This window comes from Burkholderia sp. Ac-20365, from assembly GCF_017104715.1.
In the GTDB taxonomy this organism is placed as follows: domain Bacteria; phylum Pseudomonadota; class Gammaproteobacteria; order Burkholderiales; family Burkholderiaceae; genus Paraburkholderia.
This window is the reverse complement of record NZ_JAAGPI010000011.1, coordinates 177252-195547: the sequence shown is the minus strand read 5'-3', so window position 1 is coordinate 195547 and position 18296 is coordinate 177252. Positions and strand designations below refer to the sequence as shown.

The 18296-nt window shown below is 62.1% G+C and carries 16 protein-coding genes; 12 read left to right on the top strand and 4 right to left on the bottom strand.

Annotation, left to right across the window (positions count from 1 at the left end; translation table 11 throughout):
* Positions 1–54: 54 nt before the first annotated feature.
* The 12 genes from urtB to ureG all read left to right on the top strand — a co-directional run bounded on the left by urtB (position 55) and on the right by ureG (position 11691).
* Positions 55–1737 carry an urea ABC transporter permease subunit UrtB gene (gene urtB, locus G3O01_RS21025; RefSeq protein ID WP_205807054.1) on the top strand — a complete coding sequence of 561 codons (1683 nt, stop codon included), beginning with the start codon at positions 55–57 and terminating at the stop codon, positions 1735–1737.
* A 1-nt stretch (position 1738) separates the two neighbouring features.
* Complete coding sequence (gene urtC / locus G3O01_RS21020) at positions 1739–2923, top strand: urea ABC transporter permease subunit UrtC (protein WP_205807053.1); 1185 nt, start codon at positions 1739–1741, stop codon at positions 2921–2923.
* Positions 2923–3786 (top strand): urea ABC transporter ATP-binding protein UrtD, encoded by an 864-nt coding sequence (urtD, locus tag G3O01_RS21015; RefSeq protein ID WP_205807052.1) that lies wholly within the window; start codon positions 2923–2925, stop codon positions 3784–3786. The genes urtC and urtD overlap by 1 nt, the downstream gene beginning before the upstream one ends.
* Positions 3787–4549: 763 nt before the next feature.
* Positions 4550–5242, top strand: coding sequence for an urea ABC transporter ATP-binding subunit UrtE (gene urtE, locus G3O01_RS21010; RefSeq protein ID WP_109478976.1), 693 nt, complete (start codon positions 4550–4552; stop codon positions 5240–5242).
* A 32-nt stretch (positions 5243–5274) separates the two neighbouring features.
* Positions 5275–6153 carry an urease accessory protein UreD gene (locus tag G3O01_RS21005; protein ID WP_205807051.1) on the top strand — a complete coding sequence of 293 codons (879 nt, stop codon included), beginning with the start codon at positions 5275–5277 and terminating at the stop codon, positions 6151–6153.
* 194 nt (positions 6154–6347) lie between these two features.
* Positions 6348–7151, top strand: a complete 804-nt coding sequence (locus G3O01_RS21000; protein WP_205807050.1) for a transporter substrate-binding domain-containing protein — start codon at positions 6348–6350, stop codon at positions 7149–7151.
* 132 nt (positions 7152–7283) lie between these two features.
* Positions 7284–7586, top strand: a complete 303-nt coding sequence (gene ureA / locus G3O01_RS20995; protein WP_028370188.1) for an urease subunit gamma — start codon at positions 7284–7286, stop codon at positions 7584–7586.
* A gap of 10 nt (positions 7587–7596) precedes the next feature.
* Positions 7597–7902 carry an urease subunit beta gene (locus G3O01_RS20990; protein ID WP_205807049.1) on the top strand — a complete coding sequence of 102 codons (306 nt, stop codon included), beginning with the start codon at positions 7597–7599 and terminating at the stop codon, positions 7900–7902.
* Between the two features lie 70 nt (positions 7903–7972).
* Positions 7973–9679: an urease subunit alpha gene (ureC, locus tag G3O01_RS20985; RefSeq protein ID WP_205807048.1), complete on the top strand. Its 1707-nt coding sequence runs from the start codon at positions 7973–7975 to the stop codon at positions 9677–9679.
* A 1-nt stretch (position 9680) separates the two neighbouring features.
* Entirely contained in the window at positions 9681–10349 is a 669-nt protein-coding gene (gene ureE / locus G3O01_RS20980; protein WP_205807047.1) for an urease accessory protein UreE, read from the top strand.
* Entirely contained in the window at positions 10336–11016 is a 681-nt protein-coding gene (locus tag G3O01_RS20975) for an urease accessory UreF family protein (RefSeq protein WP_205807120.1), read from the top strand. The genes ureE and G3O01_RS20975 overlap by 14 nt, the downstream gene beginning before the upstream one ends.
* A 33-nt stretch (positions 11017–11049) precedes the next feature.
* Positions 11050–11691 carry an urease accessory protein UreG gene (gene ureG / locus G3O01_RS20970; protein WP_205807046.1) on the top strand — a complete coding sequence of 214 codons (642 nt, stop codon included), beginning with the start codon at positions 11050–11052 and terminating at the stop codon, positions 11689–11691.
* A 748-nt stretch (positions 11692–12439) separates the two neighbouring features.
* On the opposite strand, the gene waaA is transcribed toward ureG, so the two are convergent.
* The 4 genes from waaA to G3O01_RS20950 all read right to left on the bottom strand — a co-directional run bounded on the left by waaA (position 12440) and on the right by G3O01_RS20950 (position 18131).
* Entirely contained in the window at positions 12440–13741 is a 1302-nt protein-coding gene (waaA, locus tag G3O01_RS20965) for a lipid IV(A) 3-deoxy-D-manno-octulosonic acid transferase (RefSeq protein ID WP_205807045.1), read from the bottom strand.
* A gap of 79 nt (positions 13742–13820) precedes the next feature.
* Complete coding sequence (locus G3O01_RS20960; protein ID WP_205807119.1) at positions 13821–14705, bottom strand: Kdo hydroxylase family protein; 885 nt, start codon at positions 14703–14705, stop codon at positions 13821–13823.
* Positions 14706–14873: 168 nt separating this feature from the next.
* Positions 14874–15875, bottom strand: coding sequence for a lipopolysaccharide heptosyltransferase I (waaC, locus tag G3O01_RS20955; RefSeq protein ID WP_205807044.1), 1002 nt, complete (start codon positions 15873–15875; stop codon positions 14874–14876).
* Between the two features lie 861 nt (positions 15876–16736).
* The gene (locus G3O01_RS20950) at positions 16737–18131 is read right to left on the bottom strand and encodes a phosphomannomutase/phosphoglucomutase (RefSeq protein WP_205807043.1); all 1395 of its coding nucleotides are present in this window, start codon (positions 18129–18131) and stop codon (positions 16737–16739) included.
* Between the last annotated feature and the right edge of the window lie 165 nt (positions 18132–18296).

Here is an 18296-nt window from a genome sequence, read left to right as displayed (position 1 = left end):
TTTCGATGCGAGGGCATCGCGCGCCTGCCTGCTGGCTTTCTTCTCAAGACCACTATGGCGTACTCACTCTCCACGCTCGCTTCGCTCAAGGCCCGTTGCGCCGACACGCTGCGCGGCCTCAGTACCCGCGCGCGTCTGGTTGCCGCATCGTGCGCGCTCGGCGCCGCGCTTGCCGTGCTCGCGCCCGTGAGCGCTTATGCACTGACGACGGAAGAAGTCGCGCCGCTGGCAGGCGACGATTTCGACGCGAAGTCCGCGGCCATCGACAAGCTGATCGCGAATCACGACGCGCCGTCGCTCGCGCTGCTGAAGGCGCTGTCCGAAGACAGCGCGCTCGCCACCGACAACGGCGCCGTGCTGATCCAGGACGGCGACACCGCGCGCGATGCCGTGACGGGCAAAACCGTCGCCGCCGGCGATGCGCAGCCGATCACGCTGAACAACCTGTTGCGCTCGAAAGTCGCGGGCGCGCTGTCAGGCCTGCAACTCGATTCGACCGATCCGGCGAAACGCGCCGCTGCCATCAGCGCGCTGCTGCAAAATCCCGATCCGTCGATGAAGCCGCAGATCGACGCAGCACGTGCGAAGGAAACCGACCCGGCGTTGAAGAAGCGCCTCGACACGTTGTGGGCGATGACGGCGCTGCACGACAGCGACGCCACAAAACGCCTCGAAGCCGTGAAGCTGGTCGCCGCGCGACATGATCTCGACATGTACGAACTGTTGCGCCCGCTCGTCGCGAAGAAGCCGGACGGCACCTTCGTCGAAAGCGATGACCAGGTGCGCGCGACCGCGCAGGCGGGCATCGACGCGCTCGATTCGATCCAGCGCCGCAGCGAGATTGCGGGCACGCTGTTCGCGGGCCTGTCGCTCGGCAGCGTACTGCTGCTCGCCGCGCTCGGTCTGGCGATCACATACGGCCTGATCGGCGTGATCAACATGGCGCACGGCGAGTTCCTGATGATCGGTGCATACGCAACGTATGTGGTGCAGAACCTCGTGCAGCGCTACATGCCGGGCGCGTTCGACTGGTATCCGCTGATCGCCGTGCCCGCTTCGTTCGTGGTGGCGGCGCTGGTCGGCATCGTGCTCGAGCGGCTCGTGCTGAAGCATCTCTATGGACGTCCGCTCGAAACGCTGCTGACCACGTTTGGCGTGAGCCTGATCCTGATTCAGGCGACGCGGATGATCTTCGGTGCGCAGAACGTGCAGGTGGTGAACCCGTCGTGGATGAGCGGCGGCGTCACGGTACTGCCGAATCTGATCCTGCCGTACAACCGTCTCGCGATTCTCGCGTTCTCGCTGATCGTCGTCGGCATTGCGTGGGCGGTGCTGACGAAGACGCGTCTCGGCCTGTTCGTGCGCGCCGTCACGCAGAATCGCCGCATGGCGGCGTGCGTCGGCGTGAAGACCGCGTATGTCGACTCGTATGCGTTCGCGTTCGGCGCGGGCATCGCGGGTCTGGGCGGCTGCGCGCTGTCGCAGATCGGCAATGTCGGCCCGGACCTGGGGCAGAGCTACATCATCGATTCGTTCATGGCGGTCGTGCTGGGCGGCGTCGGTCAGCTGGCGGGTACGGTGATCGGCGGCTTTGGGCTGGGACTCGTCAGCAAGGCTATCGAGCCGTTCTGGGGCGCCGTGCTCGCGAAAATCGCGGTGCTGGTGCTGATCGTTCTGTTCATCCAGAAGCGTCCGCAGGGCATGTTTGCCCTGAAGGGCCGCAGCGCGGAGGCATGAGATGACATCCGCGACTTCTTCCGCTTCCACGTCCGTCGAATCGCTCGACGCAGCCGGGAGCGAGCGCGAACGCCTCGCGGGCTTCGCGCTCGGCTTGCCGCCGCGCCCTGCCCTGCTGTCGCGCCGCGCGTGGCAATTCCTGATCGCGCTGATCATCGTGATCGGACTCGGCGTGCCGTTCTCCGCGCTGGTGCTGCCGGAGACCAGCACGTTCCATCTGTCCGCGTATGCGATGACGATCACGGGCAAATTCATGTGCTACGCAATCGCCGCGCTCGCGCTCGATCTCGTGTGGGGCTACTGCGGCATCCTGAGCCTCGGCCACGGCCTGTTCTTTGCGCTTGGCGGCTACGCGATCGGCATGTACCTGATGCGCGCGATCGGCCACGACGGCAAGTACGGCAGCGACCTGCCCGACTTCATGGTGTTTCTCGACTGGCATCAGTTGCCGTGGTACTGGGAAGGCACGCAGCATCTCGCGTATGCACTGCTGCTGGTGGTACTGGTGCCGGCCGTGCTTGCGTGGGTGTTCGGCTTCTTCACGTTCCGCTCGCGCGTGAAGGGCGTGTATCTGTCGATCATCACGCAGGCGATGACGTTCGCTGCGATGCTGCTCTTCTATCGCAACGAAACGGGCTTCGGCGGCAACAACGGCTTCACCGATTTCAAGCGGATCGCGGGCTTCCCGATCACGCATGCCGGCACGCGGACCGCGCTCTTTCTTCTGACGTTCGCGGTGCTGGTGCTCGCGTTCATCGGCGCGCGCGCGATCGTGACATCGAAGCTCGGGCGCGTCGTGACGGCGGTGCGCGACGGCGAGACGCGGCTGATGTTCCTCGGCTATAGCCCGCTTGCGTACAAGCTCTTCATCTGGACGGTGTCGGCGGTGCTGTGCGGGATTGCGGGCGCGCTGTATGTGCCGCAGGTGGGCATCATCAATCCTGGCGAGATGTCGCCGGGCAACTCGATCGAAATGGCGATCTGGGTTGCGGTGGGCGGACGCGGCACACTGATCGGGCCGATCATCGGCGCGTTTGCGGTGAATGGTGCGAAGAGCTTTTTCACGGCTTATTTTGCGGAGTACTGGCTGTTCTTCCTGGGTCTGATCTTCGTGCTCGTGCCGCTGCTGCTGCCGAACGGCATCATGGGGCTATTCGAGCTCGTAACGCGCAGGAGGAACCGTTGATGAACGAAAACCCGATGGTTCCAGACCTTTCCCATCCCGACGAAAACGATGGCCGCGCGTTGTCAGGCGTAGCGATGATGGGCCGCGCGGTGACGCCTGGCGAGATCGATACATCGCATGGTGCGATTCTTTATCTGGAAGATGTGACCGTTTCGTTCGACGGGTTTCGCGCGTTGAATGCGCTGTCGTTATCCATTGATGTTGGCGAACTGCGTTGCATCATTGGTCCGAATGGCGCGGGCAAGACGACGATGATGGATGTGATTACCGGAAAGACTTCGCCTGATTCGGGCAAGGTGTTTCTCGGGCAGACCATCGATCTCACGCGGATGAACGAGCCTTCTATTGCTCGCGCGGGGATTGGTCGCAAGTTTCAGAAGCCGACTGTGTTCGAGCAGCATCCTGTGTGGGAGAACCTCGAGCTTGCGATGAAGACCGACAAGGGCTGGTTTGCTTCTTTGCGCGCGCGGCTGGATCGTGGTGCGCAGGCACGGATTGAAGAGACATTGTCGTTGATTCGTCTCGAAGGCGAGGCGCGGCGGCCTGCTGGGGAGCTTTCTCATGGGCAGAAGCAACGGCTCGAGATTGGGATGTTGCTGATGCAGCAGCCTGCTCTTTTGTTGCTAGATGAGCCTGCGGCTGGCATGACTGATGATGAGACTATGGAGTTAGCAGCTCTCCTTAACCACTTGCGTGGGACCTGCTCGATGATGGTTGTTGAGCATGATATGGAGTTTGTTGCTGCTTTGGCTGGCGATGCCGGTCGCGTCACTGTTATGGCCGAGGGCCGGGTGCTTGCTCAAGGTACGCTTGATGATGTTAAACGGGATGCGGCTGTGGTTGAGAGCTACCTGGGGCGGTGAATATCTGGTTTTTTGTCTGCGACGCTGGGGTGGTTTGCTTTTGGTTTCGCTGGCATCCGCGTTTGGTTACTGGTGCTTCATGCGTTGCCCCTGTGCGGGGCGGCACTTACTTTCTTTGCCGCCGCAAAGAAAGTAAGCAAAGAAAGCGGGCTAACACCGCCCGTTCTTGACCACCGCCTGAGGGCCCCCAAAGGTTCTTATGCTTCAAACGACATCACGCTAATTCATCGCCCGTTGCCAACGCTTCGAATGAACGCATCACCCACTTCCATCGCCCGTAGTGTTGGCGGCGGCAGCGAACGGTTACTGCCGCCCAGGTGGCAAACTGTGTGTAGGTCGTAGTGCTTCACACGTCAGCGTTTCTACGACACCGATCGTGTTTTTCAGTCTGGAGTGGAGCGCATACGCCGCGGCAGCCTACACACAGTTTGCCGCTATAGAACGCGAGCGATTTGATCGCGCATGCGGCGACGCGGGAGCGTGAAGCGGGTGAGGCGCTCAATAAGGGAGTTGGTAACGGGCAGTGAAAAGCAGGTTGCCGTTTGAAGTGGAGGAACTGTTGGGGGCCCTCAGGCAGGAACAAGCGCTGGCGGTGTTCAGCGGCTTTCTTTTGCCTACTTTTCTTTGCCGCGGCAAAGAAAAGTAGGTGCCGCCCCGCACAGGGGCAACGCGTGAAACAGGCAAAACACATCGCGGATGCCAGCGACAGCAAAACCAAAACCAAACCCCGCCGCAGGCCAAAGAAGCAAAGAGGAAACACAAAATGCTTGAAGTAGAAAACCTGAACCAGTACTACGGCGGCAGCCACATCCTGCGCAATGTGAAGCTCACGGTGCCGGACGGCAAGCTAACGGTATTACTTGGCCGCAACGGCGTAGGCAAGACGACGCTATTAAGAACGCTAATGGGCGTAGTCCCCATCAAGACCGGCGAAATCAAATGGCGCGACACAGCCATAACCAAACTCGCCCCACATGCGCGCGTAGCGCAAGGACTAGCCTATGTGCCACAAGGCAGAGACATCTTCCCGAGACTCACGGTAGAAGAAAACCTGCTAGTCGGCGCCGCCAGCAAAAAAGCCCCAAAGAAAATCCCGGACCGCATCTACGAGCTATTCCCCGTCCTGAAGGACATGAAAGCAAGACGCGGCGGCGACCTCTCCGGCGGCCAGCAGCAACAACTCGCAATCGGCCGGGCACTGATGAGCGAACCGCAGCTATTGATCCTCGATGAACCGACAGAAGGCATTCAACCGTCCATCATCCAGGACATCGGCAGAACGCTACGCCAGCTGGTAGAAGAAATGGGCCTGACCGTCCTGCTCGTCGAGCAATACTACGACTTCGCCAAAGAAATCGCCGACCGCTACTGGGTCATGAGCCGCGGCGAAATCATCGCGGGCGGCGAAGGCGTCAACATGGACAACGACGGCGTGCGCACGCTGATCGCGGTATAACGGCGAGGCCCTTTAGCTGCTATCCTCGCCGCATGTCGCTTCACGAACAACACACCACTCTCGCCACCATCGATCCGTCGCACGCACTATGGCGCGCACGGCTCGAGCTCGGCTTCGCGAAACACGGCGAACGGACCACCCTCGCCCATCGGCTGCATGAAGGTCCGCTGCGACTTCAACGGCCTCTTTATCCCGAAGGGCCGTCCGTCTGTCATGCCGTCATCGTGCATCCGCCTGGTGGCGTCGCGGGTGGTGATCGGCTCGATATCGATATCCGCCTCGATGCCGGCACGCATGCCGTGCTCACCACGCCCGGCGCGACGAAATGGTACAAGTCCAACGGACGCGAGGCGCAGCAGCACATCGCCATCCGCGTCGGCGCGCACGCGAAGCTCGACTGGCTGCCGCAGAACAACATCGTCTTCGATCACGCGAATGCTTCGCTCGACTTCTCGCTGACACTCGACGAAGGCGCCACCGCGCTCGGCTGGGACGCGACGCAACTCGGCCGGCAGGCGGCGGGCGAAACGTGGTCGGCGGGACATCTGCGCGCCGTGTCGCGCATCGTCGGGGCCGATGGTAAGCCATTGTGGTTCGAGCGCACGAAGCTCGCCGCTGGCGATCCGCTGCGCGCCGCGCCGCAAGGACTCGCCGGTTTCCCCGCGTTCGGCACGTTGTGGGCGGTCAGCCCGCGCTGCAACGATGAACTCGCCGAATCGCTCACCGCGCAGCTTCCGTTCGACGACTCGATTCGCGCCGCCGCTTCGTGCGTGTGCGACGGCGTGATGATCGTGCGGGCAGTCGCCCGTTCGATGGAGACACTCCAGCAAGCATTGACTCGCTGCTGGCTGCATCTGCGGCCCATCGTGCATCAGGTCGATTCGATGCCGCTGCGTCTCTGGACGACCTGAGCGACCCGGTTCAACGCACCAACTTCGGGCATCGCTTCGCGCCAGCGTGGTGCAACGGCGTATGCAAGCATCGGGAAAGCCTTGCGCCCACTGCATGGCATAGCCCTTGCTGCTAATGGCGCCTCGCGAAACGCCGCATTGTTCGGCGCCTCGCGAAGCCCGCTAAAAATCACACGCCGAAGCTGATCGCCAACATGACCCAATCCACCGCTCATCGCCCGCGCCGCGCGTGGCTCGCCGCCCTGCTGCTCTCGCCGCTCCTGACGCTCGCCGCGCCCCTCGCGCACGCCGATGCGCTCGACAACATCGCCAAGGCAGGTGTCCTCAAGGTTGCCGTGCCCGAAGACTATCCGCCGTTCGGCGCCGTCGGCCCGGACCTCAAGCCGCAAGGCTACGACATCGACACGGCCGCGCTGCTCGCGAAGTCGATGAACGTGAAGCTCGAACTCGTGCCCGTCAACAGCGCAAACCGCATTCCGTATCTGCAAACCAACAAGGTCGATCTCGTGATCTCGTCGCTTGGCAAGACGCCCGAGCGCGAGAAGGTGATCGACTTTTCGACGCCTTACGCGCCGTACTATCAGGGCGTGTTCGGTCCCGCCGACGTCAAGGTCAGCGGCCCCGCCGATCTGACCGGCAAGACGGTTGGCGCCACACGCGGCGCACTCGAAGAAATCGCGCTCACGCAGATGGCGCCGAACGCGACCATCAAGCGCTTCGAAGACAACAATGCGACCATTGCCGCGTTCCTGTCGGGCCAGGTGCAGCTGATCGCAGCGGGCAACATCGTGGCGGCCGCCATTCTTTCGAAGAACCCGCCGCGTCGTCCGGAACCGAAGTTCGTCATCAAGAACTCGCCGTGCTTCGTCGGCATGAATAAAAACGAGCCGCGCCTGCAGCAGAAGGTCGATGCAGCAATCGCACAGGCGAAGCAGGACGGCACGTTGAACACGATGTCGAAGAAGTGGTTCGGCGCGCCCTTGCCTGCCGATCTGTAAGCAGCGCGTCGGTCGAAACTGGTATCGTGAGCCGGCACATACGACGCGCGATACCGGTAGCATCGCGAGCGCGTCCCGCCATAGAATGATCCGCGCGGCCCACGCTCATGGGCATAACCAACAACGAATGCGATGAAGCTCACTCCACGCGAAAGAGACAAACTCCTGATCTTCACGGCCGCGCTGCTCGCGGAACGTCGCCGCGCACGCGGCCTCAAGCTCAACTATCCGGAAGCCGTCGCGTTCATCACGGCCGCGCTGATGGAAGCCGCGCGCGACGGCAAGACGGTTGCCGAAGTGATGCACTACGGCACCACGCTGCTCACGCGCGACGACGTGATGGAAGGCGTGCCCGAGATGATTCCCGATATCCAGGTCGAAGCCACCTTCCCCGATGGCACGAAGCTCGTGACCGTCCATCACCCCATTCCGTGACGAGGCGCGCATGATCCCAGGTGAACTGATTACCGACGACGGCGAACTCGAACTCAACGCAGGCCGCGCGACCGTTTCGGTCACGGTATCGAACACGGGCGACCGGCCCGTGCAGGTCGGCTCGCATTACCACTTCTACGAAGTCAACAGCGCGCTTTCATTCGATCGCGAAGCCGCGCGCGGCTTTCGCCTGAACATCGCGGCCGGTACCGCCGTGCGCTTCGAGCCGGGCCAGGAACGCACAGTCGAACTCGTCGAACTGGCGGGTGATCGCGTCGTCTACGGCTTCAACGGCAAGGTGATGGGCAAGCTCTGATCCGCTGCGCAACTGCAGATATTCGCGGGAAGTAGCGGGAAATAGCGGAAAAACTCGGGAACCTCACAACATGACATTACGCATTGGCCGCCGCGCATACGCGGAAATGTTCGGCCCGACCACGGGCGACCGCGTGCGCCTCGCGGACACGGAACTGCTGATCGAAGTCGAACGCGACTACACGATCTACGGCGAAGAAGTGAAATTCGGCGGCGGCAAGGTGATTCGCGACGGCATGGGCCAGTCGCAACGCGTCGCCGCCGACGTCGTCGATACCGTCGTGACGAACGCGCTGATCCTCGATCACTGGGGCATCGTCAAGGCCGACATCGGCATCAAGAACGGCCGCATTGCGGCCATCGGCAAGGCGGGCAATCCGGATATCCAGCCGGGCGTGACGATCGCCATCGGCGCCGCGACGGAAGTGATCGCGGGCGAAGGAATGATCGTGACGGCGGGCGGCATCGATACGCACATTCACTTCATCAGCCCGCAGCAGATCGACGAAGCGCTCGCGAGCGGCGTGACGACGATGCTCGGCGGCGGCACGGGTCCGGCAACGGGCACCAACGCCACCACCTGCACGCCCGGACCGTGGCACATGGAACGCATGCTGCAGGCCGCCGATGGTTATCCGATGAATCTCGGCTTTCTCGGCAAGGGCAACGTGAGCCAGCCGCAGCCCGCGCTCGAACAGATCGCAGCGGGCGCGATCGGCCTGAAGCTGCACGAAGACTGGGGCACGACGCCCGCCGCGATCGACAACTGCCTGTCCGTCGCCGACGACACCGACACGCAAGTCGCGATCCACACGGACACGCTGAACGAAGCGGGCTTCGTCGAAGCAACGGTTGCTGCGTTCAAGGGCCGCACGATCCACACGTATCACACGGAAGGCGCAGGCGGCGGCCACGCGCCGGACATCATCAAGGTGTGCGGCGAATCGAACGTGCTGCCGTCGTCGACGAATCCAACGCGGCCGTACACCGTCAACACGCTCGACGAACACCTCGACATGTTGATGGTCTGCCATCACCTCGATCCGTCGATCGCCGAAGATATCGCGTTCGCCGAATCGCGCATTCGCCGCGAGACGATTGCCGCCGAAGACATTCTTCACGACCTTGGCGCGCTGTCGATGATTTCGTCGGACTCGCAGGCAATGGGCCGTGTGGGCGAAGTGATCATCCGCACGTGGCAAACAGCGCACAAGATGAAGGTGCAGCGCGGTGCGCTGCCCGAAGACAACGCGCGCAACGACAACTTCCGCGCGAAGCGATATGTGGCGAAGTACACGATCAACCCGGCGTTGACGCATGGCATCGCGCATGAAGTCGGTTCGATCGAGCCGGGCAAGTGGGCAGATATCGTGTTCTGGGAACCCGCGTTTTTCGGCATCAAGCCTGCTCTGATTCTCAAGGGCGGCATGATCGCGATGGCGCAGATGGGCGACCCGAACGCATCGATTCCAACGCCGCAGCCGGTGCACTATCGCGAGATGTTCGCCACGCGCGGCGGTGCGTTGGGACGCACGTCGCTGACGTTCGTGTCGCAGATGTCGCTGGATGCAGGCATTGGCGAGCGCTATGGGCTGAGCAAGCGTATCGTGGCAGTGAAGAACTGCCGCAGCGTCACCAAGGCGCACATGATCCACAACGCGTGGCAGCCGTCGATCAGCGTCGATCCCGAGACGTATCAGGTGATCGCCGACGGGCAATTGCTGACTTGCGAGCCTGCAAAAGTCCTGCCGATGGCGCAACGCTATTTCCTGTTCTGACATGCGTACGATCGACAAGTTGTTGGGCGCCCATATCAAGCTCGCGCCCGTTCTCATCAAACGCGCACCGACGCTGACGCTGGCATTCGACGCGCGCTGCAAGAGCCGTCTTGCCGCCACGCTCGACGGCGGCGAAGAAGTCGCGCTGGTGCTGCCGCGCGGCACGGTGCTGCGCAACGGCGATGTGCTCGTCGCCGACGACGGCGGCCTCGTGCGCGTGATAGCGGCGGCGGAATCGGTGCTGTATGTGCGCGCGCCCGATGTGCTGACGCTCACGCGCGCCGCGTATCACCTGGGCAACCGGCATACGCCTGTCGAAGTCGGTGCGGATTATCTGAAGCTCGAATACGATCCGGTGCTCGCGGATATGCTCAAACGTCTGGGCGCTTCTGTCGATCAGGTCGAGATGCCGTTCCAGCCTGAAACAGGCGCGTATGGCGGCGGACATCGGCATGGTCACGACGAGACCTTCGCTGAGGACTATGCGCTCGCGCAGCAGGTGTATGGCGAGCATCATGGGCATGCGCATTCGCACGATCATGAGCATCACGATCATGCACACGGCGCGCATTCGCACGACCATGCTCACGACCACGATCATGATCATGATCATGATCACAGCGAGTGTGGTCACGATCATGGCCACGGTCATCATCATGCGCATCGCTGAACTGACTGCGCTGTTGCATCTTGCGTCGCCGGCCTTGCCGATCGGCGCGTTCAGCTATTCGCAGGGACTCGAAGCGGCGATCGAAGCGCACTTCATCACCGATGCCGATTCAGCTTGCACGTGGATCAAGAGCGGTCTTTCGAACGTGCTCGCGCATGGCGAGCTGCCGTTTCTCGCGCATCAGATCGAACGCTGGCGCGCGCACGATGCCGCTGCGTTGAGCGAAGGCAACCGCGAATTTCTGGCGAGCCGTGAATCGGCGGAATTGCGGCGCGAAACGGAACAGATGGGCTGGTCGTTGCGACAGTTGTGTGCGTCGCTCGAATGGGGCGACGCTGAACGACGCGCGACGCTTGCATCGATGACGCCGGTTGCGCAGCCGACCGCATTCGCATTTGCCGCATTCGCACACGATGCCGCGACCGATGCGGCGCTTGCCGCGTATGCATTCAGTTGGGTGGAAAACCAGGCGGCGGCCGCGTTGAAGGCCGTGCCGCTTGGTCAGTTGGCGGGACAACGCATTATCGTTGCGCTGCGCGAGCCGATCGACGAAGCCGTCAAGACAGCGCTCGCCACGTCACCCGACGATATCAACACCTTCGCGCCGCAGCTTGGCGTTTTGTCGGCGCGTCACGAGTCGCAGTACTCGCGGCTTTTCCGCTCATAGCCTTTTGCTTTTTTGCCTTTTGACGATCAGAACATGAACGCACCTCATCCGACTCATCGCACGAAGAAACTGCCGCCGCTGCGCGTGGGCGTTGGCGGGCCAGTTGGCTCCGGCAAGACGACGCTGCTCGAAATGCTGTGCAAGGCGATGCGAGACAAGTACGACCTCGTCGCGATCACCAACGATATCTACACAAAGGAAGACCAGCGTCTGCTGACGGTGGCGGGTGCGCTGCCGGCCGAGCGGATCATGGGCGTCGAGACGGGCGGCTGTCCGCATACGGCGATTCGTGAGGATGCGTCGATCAATCTCGAAGCGGTCGACCGGATGCTGGGGCGGTTTCCCGATGCTGATATCGTTTTTATCGAATCGGGCGGGGACAATCTGGCTGCAACGTTCAGCCCTGAACTGTCCGATCTGACGATTTATGTGATCGACGTTGCCGGTGGGGAGAAGATTCCTCGCAAGGGCGGGCCTGGGATTACCAAGTCGGATCTGCTTGTGATCAACAAGACGGATCTTGCGCCGATGGTCGGGGCGAATCTTGATGTGATGGCTTCGGATGCCGCGAAGATGCGCGGCGAGCGGCCTTTTGTTATGTGTAATTTGAAGGCGCTGGAAGGCCTTGATGTGGTGATTTCGTTTATCGAGAAGAAGGGGTTGTTGAAGGTTTGAGGTTTTTTTTGTTGTTGTCTTGCGACCGCGTTGGGGTTTGCTTTCGCTTTCGCTGGCATCCGCGTTTTGTTACTGGTGCTTCAGGCGTCGCCCCTGTGCGGGGCGGCACCTACTTTTCTTTGCCGCGGCAAAGAAAAGTAGGCAAAAGAAAGCCGCTGAACACCGCTAATTCTTGTCTCTGCCTGAGGGCCCCCAACGGTTCCTCCGCTTCAAACGGCAATCTGCCCTTCGCTGCCCGTTGCCAACGCGCTTATTGAGCGCCTCACCCGCTTCACGCTCCCGCGTCGCCACACACGCGATCAAACTGCCCACGTTCTATAGCGGCTAACTGTGTGTCGGCTTTCCCGGCTTATGCGCTTCACTCCGGACTGAAAAACACGATCGGTGTCGTAAGAGCGCTGACGTGTGAGGCACTCACAACCTACACACAGTTTGCCACCTGGGCGGCCGTAATCATTCGCTGCCGCTGGCAGTTGTACGGGTGTTTGAAGTGGGTGAGGCGCTCATGTAAAGCGCTTGCAACGGGCGGGGATTGAGAAGTTGCCGTGTGAAGTGGAGGACCCGTTAGGGGCCCTCAGGCGGTGGTCAAGAACGGGCGGTGTTAGCCCGCTTTCTTTGCTTACTTTCTTTGCGGCGGCAAAGAAAGTAAGTGCCGCCCCGCACAGGGGCAACGCTTGCGCCGCGTAGGCGCTAACGCGGATGCCAACGACAAACCAGATAAACCACATCAGAGACGGCGTCAGCCACCTCACTCAGACAACAAAGTAGTCAACACATTGACAGTCCGTGCAGTGGCTCCTCTATGCCGCGCAGCGAAAGCGGACGCAGCCCCACTCATCGCCACCCGCCGAGCCTTATCCTCAAAAAGCTCACGCAACACGCGCGCCAGATCCGCTGGATCTTTAACCTGCACACATGCGCCTGCAGCCACAGCATCCGCCGTCGCCTGCGTAAAATTAAACACATGCGGCCCGATCAGCACAGGCACACCCACACCGCATGCTTCGATCAGATTCTGCCCACCCAACGGCAACAAACTCCCGCCGATGAACGCGACATCCGATGCAGCATAGTAAGCACCCAGCTCGCCCATCGAATCACCGAGCAGCACCCTCACATCTCGCGGCAGATCAGGCACAGCGATCTCACCGACAGCCACCCCGCCCGCCGGCGCCCACGCAGAGCGCCGCACGCATCGCAAGCCCTTCTTCTCGACCAGCGCAGCAACTTCATTGAACCGCTGCGGATGGCGCGGCACGAGCACCAGCAGCGCATCGTCGACGCCAAGCGCCGCAAACGCCTGCAGCACCAGCTCTTCTTCACCCTCGCGCGTGCTCGCGGCAACCCACACCGGCCGCGTGCCGATGGCCGCACGCCAAGCATGCCCGCACGCTGCAAGCTCAGGCGGCGTGCTCATGTCGAATTTCAGATTGCCAAGCACAGCGACATTGCGCGCGCCGAGCGCAGAAAGCCGCGTCGCGTCGGAAGGGCTCTGCGCCAGCACGCGCGCAAACCCGCCGAACACGCCGCGCGTCGCGCTGCCGAACTTCGCCGCACGCCGGTACGAGCGCTCCGACATCCGCGCGTTCGTCAACACGAGCGGCACGTCGGCACGACGGCATTCGTCGATCAGCGTCGGCCACACTTCCGTTTCCATCACCAGACCAACGGACGGACGCCAGGCTTTCAGAAATCGTCGCACGGCATGCGGCATGTCGTACGGCAGATAGCAGCGCAGCACGCGATCGCCGAATATCTGCTCGCCCGTCGCGCGGCCGCTCGGCGTCATGTGCGTGAGCAGAATGCACGCGTCTGGCCGTGCCTTGATCAACGCTTCGATAAGCGGCTGCGCAGCGCGCGTCTCGCCGACAGAAACGGCATGCACCCAGATCAGCGGCGTATCGTCCTCGGGCACCCGGCCGCGCACAAAACCGAAACGCTCGCCGATGTGCTCGCGATAGCCGCGCTCCTTGCGCGAACGGATCAGAAGACGCAGCACGGCGAGCGGCGCAACGATCCACCACAACGCGTTATAGACGACCCTCAGCATCGGGCCTCCGTGCGCCGCTTGCAGACCGCAACGAGGACAGCAGCGCCCGTCGTCTTCACAGGGAAAAACCGTGTGTCGCTCAAACCAGCGCCCTGCCCTTAAGACGTTCGAGAATGCCCAGCGGCGCGCACTCCGGCTGCGCCATCGACTTCACGGGCAGGAAGAACGTCTGCTCCATCATGAACTGGCCGGACATCACAGCATGCGAGGTCTGATCCGAGAAACACACCCACACACTGCCCGGCGGAAACGGCATCGTCACCTGCGGCGACGCCTTCTGATAATCGAGATCCGCCTTCATGCCGTCGTGCAGGTTCAGCATCAGATGGTCGTATTCGCTGCGTTGCGACTTGGTCACATGCAGGAGGTTCAGCAGCCACGCCGAGCCGGGCATTTGCGGCTTGATACGCGGCAGGAAGCGTTTTGCCATGTCTTCGAACGGCTCGCCGACGCGCCACACACGCGGTGCGCCATTCGGATTGACGTTGGTGAACACGCGCAGAATGCGCTCGCCATAGTTGGGACGAGACGGGAAAGCATCGACGTGCAGACGGCTATCGTCCTTGCGCCACGAGGTCTCGCGCGTTTCCACCTGATGCAGGCGCAGGCTGGTTGGCGCAACGCGCAGCTTGCCCTTGTATTCAGGAAAGAGCCCGTCGACGAGCGACCTTGCATTGGCCTGATAGCGGGCAATCAGCGCGCGCACGGCAGACTGCGTGACGGCATCGCCCAGCACGCCGTTCAGCGCGCCGCCGTTCGGCGCGAGACTGATGTTCTTGCGCTTCGGATCGGCGAGCGCGACATCGAGCAGCGCGCGTTCGCCGCCTTCGATCCCAAAGGCGAGGTTCGGGAAATACAGCACCTTGCCGCGTTCGACGCCGGCGAGCAGCGTTTCGCGCGGGATCGACAGCCCCTGGCCTTGCCAGTCGGCGCTCGTTACTTCGATGATCTGGGATTCGTTCATGATCGCCTTTTCAAAGCGGATAAAGCTGGACGCACTCGCCGGCAGCAGCTGCCGCTGCGCGTGATCCATCGCGCGCATGGCCGGACGCATCGCGCCCATCATGGGCCTCGCGACGCGCCGGCTGATCCGCCGGCGCCGCGTTGGCAGTACGGCCTATGCCGCACTGCGTCACAGCAGCCCGAACTCCGCGAGTGCGGATTTCACCTGCTGCAGCGTCGGCGGCTGTCCTGCCGTGCCGAGATTCACGACGTTCGGCGACCAGTAGCCGCCCGTACGCCATGAAGTGGCGAAATTGTACAACTCGACCGTCGGCCGCTTCAGCGCGGCTGCGATGTGAACCAGACCTGTATCAACTCCGACCGTCGCCGCAGCACCGTCGATCAGACCGACCACGGCGGGCAGCGACAGCTTCGGCGGCACGATTGCGGCCGCACCGAACTCCTTCGCGAGACGTTCGCTGGTGGCGCGTTCGGCGTCGCTGCCCCACGGCAGCACGATCGACGCGCCGCGCCGTACGAGCGCCTGGCCCAGTTCGATCCATGCCGCGTCGGGCCATTGTTTGTCTGCGCGCGAGGTGGCGTGGACGAACACGACGTAAGGCACGGGAAGATTCAGTTGTGCTTCGGAGAGCGCCAGTGCTGCGCGGCGCGTGTCGAGACCGAAGTCGATGTCGTCGGTGGGTTGCGGCGCGGGGTCGCCGAGCGCGGCCGCCACCAGTTGCCTCGTGCGTTCGACGACGTGGGTGCGCGGCGCAATGGGCACACGCCGGTCGTAGAAGAAGCGCACGGGCCATTCGTAGCCCGCGCCGTCCGTCCGGTTGCCGAGGCCAACGAGCGGCCCACGCGCCATTTTCGCGACCCAGGCCGTCTTGATAAGCCCTTGGCAATCGATGACGAGATCGTAGTTCTCGGCGGCTAATGCGCGACGGAACGCGCCGATTTCGCGCCAGTTGTCGATGGAAAGAATGCGCTTGCGCCAGCGCCGCAGCGACACGGGGATCGCACGCCGCACGCCCTCGACGAGTTCGACCAGCTTGACGAAACTCTCTTCGACGAGCCAGTCGATCTGCGCATCGGGATGGCGGCGACGGATGTCGGCGATGACCGGCATGTTGTGAACGACGTCGCCTAGCGACGACACTCTCACGATCAGGATCTTTTGCGCGCTCAAGAATGGGGGCGCCGGTTGGACGGCGTGGAAGGTGCGTGGAAAGGTCGCAATTTTAGCGCGGGTTTGGGTTTGGTTTGGGTTTGGTTTGGTTTTGGTTTTTGTCTGCGACGCTGGGGTGGCTTGCTTTCGCTTTCGCTTTCGCTTTCGCTTTCGCTGGCATCCGCGATATGTCTTCGTGCTTCACGCGTTGCCCCTGTGCGGGGCGGCACTTACTTTCTTTGCCGCCGCAAAGAAAGTAAGCAAAGAAAGCGGGCTAACACCGCCCGTTCTTGTGCTTGCCTGAGAGCCCCCAACGGGTCCTCTCCTTCACACGGCAACTTCTCAGTCACCGCCCGTTGCCAGCGCTCAGAACCTGCGCCTCACCCACGTCACTCACCCGTAGCGCAGCCAGCGGCAGCGACTGGTTACGGCCGCCCAGGTGGCAAACTGTGTGTAGGTCGTAGTGCTCCACACCACAGCGCTCTTACGACACCACTCGTGTTTTTCAGTCCGGAGTGAAACGTGTATGGCGCGAAAGCCGACACACAGTTTGCCGCTATAGAACGTGGAAGATTTGATCGCGCCAGTAGCGACGCGGGAGTGTGAAGCGGGTGAGGCGCTCAAATAAGCGCGTTGGCAACGGGCAGTGGCTGGCAGGACGCCGTGTGAAGCGGAGGATCCGTTGGGGGCCCTCAGGCAGAGACAAGAATTAGCGGTGTTCAGCGGCTTTCTTTTGCCTACTTTTCTTTGCCGCGGCAAAGAAAAGTAGGTGCTGCCCCGCACAGGGGCGACGCGTGAAGGGGTAAGTCACATCGCGGATGCCAGCGAAAACGAAAGCAAACCCCAACAAGCGTCGCAAGACAACAAAAAAACCAAAAAAACTCAGAACGGCAGTGCAGCGTCAGCCTTCTCCGCCAGAATCACACGACGAAAATCCTCTTGAATCCGTTTCAAAGCCGCATCATTGTCGGCCTCAAACCGCATGACAACGACGGGAGTCGTATTGGACGAGCGAGCCAACCCAAACCCATCCGGATACTCGACGCGCAAGCCGTCAATCGTGACAACCTGATCGGCATCAGGAAAAGTAGCGCTCTTCTGCAGTCGGGCGATCAACTCAAAATTCTCCCCTTCCTGCAGCTTCAACTGCAATTCAGGCGTCGAATGCGAATTCGGCAGGCTGTTGAGCAGCGCGCTCGGATCCGCCACGCGAGCCAGAATCTCCAGCAGGCGAGCACCGGTATAAAGCCCATCATCGAACCCATACCAGCGGTCCTTGAAGAACACGTGGCCGCTCATTTCGCCCGCCAGCGGCGCGCCCGTTTCACGCAGCTTCGCCTTCACCAGCGAATGGCCCGTCTTCCACATCAGCGGCTCGCCGCCCTTCTCCTTCACCCACGTCGCCAGATTGCGCGTGCACTTCACGTCGTAGATGATCTGCGCGCCCTTGTTGCGCGACAGCACTTCTTCGGCGAACAGCATCAGCTGACGGTCGGGATAAATGATCTGGCCGTCCTTCGTGACCACGCCCAGGCGGTCACCGTCGCCGTCGAATGCAAAGCCGATTTCAGCGTCCGTTTCCTTCAGCGCGCGGATCACGTCCTGCAGGTTTTCCGGGTGCGCCGGGTCCGGGTGGTGGTTCGGGAAGTTGCCGTCGATCTCCGTAAACAGCTCGACCAGCTCGCAGCCGAGCGCCTTGAACAGGCGCGGTGCGAGGCCGCCCGCCACGCCGTTGCCCGTGTCGATGACCAGCTTCATCGGACGCGCGGGCTTGATGTCGCTCGTGATGCGATCGAGGTACGCATCGGCGATGTCGTACTCCTGATACGTGCCGCTGCCGCTCTCGAAGCGGTTTTCCGTGATGCGCTTGTACAGCGCCTGGATCTGGTCGCCGTAGATGGCTGCGCCGCGCAGCACCATCTTGAAGCCGTTGTAATCGGGCGGATTGTGGCTGCCCGTGACGACGATGCACGAATCGACGCGGCGCTCGCCGCCTTCGAGCTTGAGCGGCACGCTGGCCGCGAAATAGCCGACGGGGGTCGGCACCATGCCGACGTTGACCACGTCGACGCCTGCTTCGCGCAGGCCATCCGACAGCGCCTGGATCAGTTCGGGACCGGACAGACGGCCGTCACGCGCGACCACGACGGCATCGCCGCCCTGTGCGCGCACTTCGCTGCCGAAGGCGCGGCCGATCGAACGCGCAGCCTCGGCGTCGAGCGTCTTGCCGATCACTCCGCGGATGTCATATGCCTTGAATATGGATTGCGAGATCATGGATTGGCTCACTTACGTGCAATGGAGAATTGGATTGACACAGCGTGGTCATGGCGCTGTGCCTTGCCGGAAGCGGTCCGGATACAACTTATAATTGCGCTTTTCAGCGTCGCCTTACTGGCGCCATTCTAATGCTTAGACGCCCCAGGCTCACAAAGTTGCCGC

Coding starts and splice junctions, on each gene's coding strand:
- urtB (WP_205807054.1), top strand. CDS start 55: ATGGCGTACTCACTCTCCACGCTCGCTTCGCTCAAGGCCCGTTGCGCC.
- urtC (WP_205807053.1), top strand. CDS start 1,739: ATGACATCCGCGACTTCTTCCGCTTCCACGTCCGTCGAATCGCTCGAC.
- urtD (WP_205807052.1), top strand. CDS start 2,923: ATGAACGAAAACCCGATGGTTCCAGACCTTTCCCATCCCGACGAAAAC.
- urtE (WP_109478976.1), top strand. CDS start 4,550: ATGCTTGAAGTAGAAAACCTGAACCAGTACTACGGCGGCAGCCACATC.
- G3O01_RS21005 (WP_205807051.1), top strand. CDS start 5,275: ATGTCGCTTCACGAACAACACACCACTCTCGCCACCATCGATCCGTCG.
- G3O01_RS21000 (WP_205807050.1), top strand. CDS start 6,348: ATGACCCAATCCACCGCTCATCGCCCGCGCCGCGCGTGGCTCGCCGCC.
- ureA (WP_028370188.1), top strand. CDS start 7,284: ATGAAGCTCACTCCACGCGAAAGAGACAAACTCCTGATCTTCACGGCC.
- G3O01_RS20990 (WP_205807049.1), top strand. CDS start 7,597: ATGATCCCAGGTGAACTGATTACCGACGACGGCGAACTCGAACTCAAC.
- ureC (WP_205807048.1), top strand. CDS start 7,973: ATGACATTACGCATTGGCCGCCGCGCATACGCGGAAATGTTCGGCCCG.
- ureE (WP_205807047.1), top strand. CDS start 9,681: ATGCGTACGATCGACAAGTTGTTGGGCGCCCATATCAAGCTCGCGCCC.
- G3O01_RS20975 (WP_205807120.1), top strand. CDS start 10,336: ATGCGCATCGCTGAACTGACTGCGCTGTTGCATCTTGCGTCGCCGGCC.
- ureG (WP_205807046.1), top strand. CDS start 11,050: ATGAACGCACCTCATCCGACTCATCGCACGAAGAAACTGCCGCCGCTG.
- waaA (WP_205807045.1), bottom strand. CDS start 13,741: ATGCTGAGGGTCGTCTATAACGCGTTGTGGTGGATCGTTGCGCCGCTC.
- G3O01_RS20960 (WP_205807119.1), bottom strand. CDS start 14,705: ATGAACGAATCCCAGATCATCGAAGTAACGAGCGCCGACTGGCAAGGC.
- G3O01_RS20950 (WP_205807043.1), bottom strand. CDS start 18,131: ATGATCTCGCAATCCATATTCAAGGCATATGACATCCGCGGAGTGATC.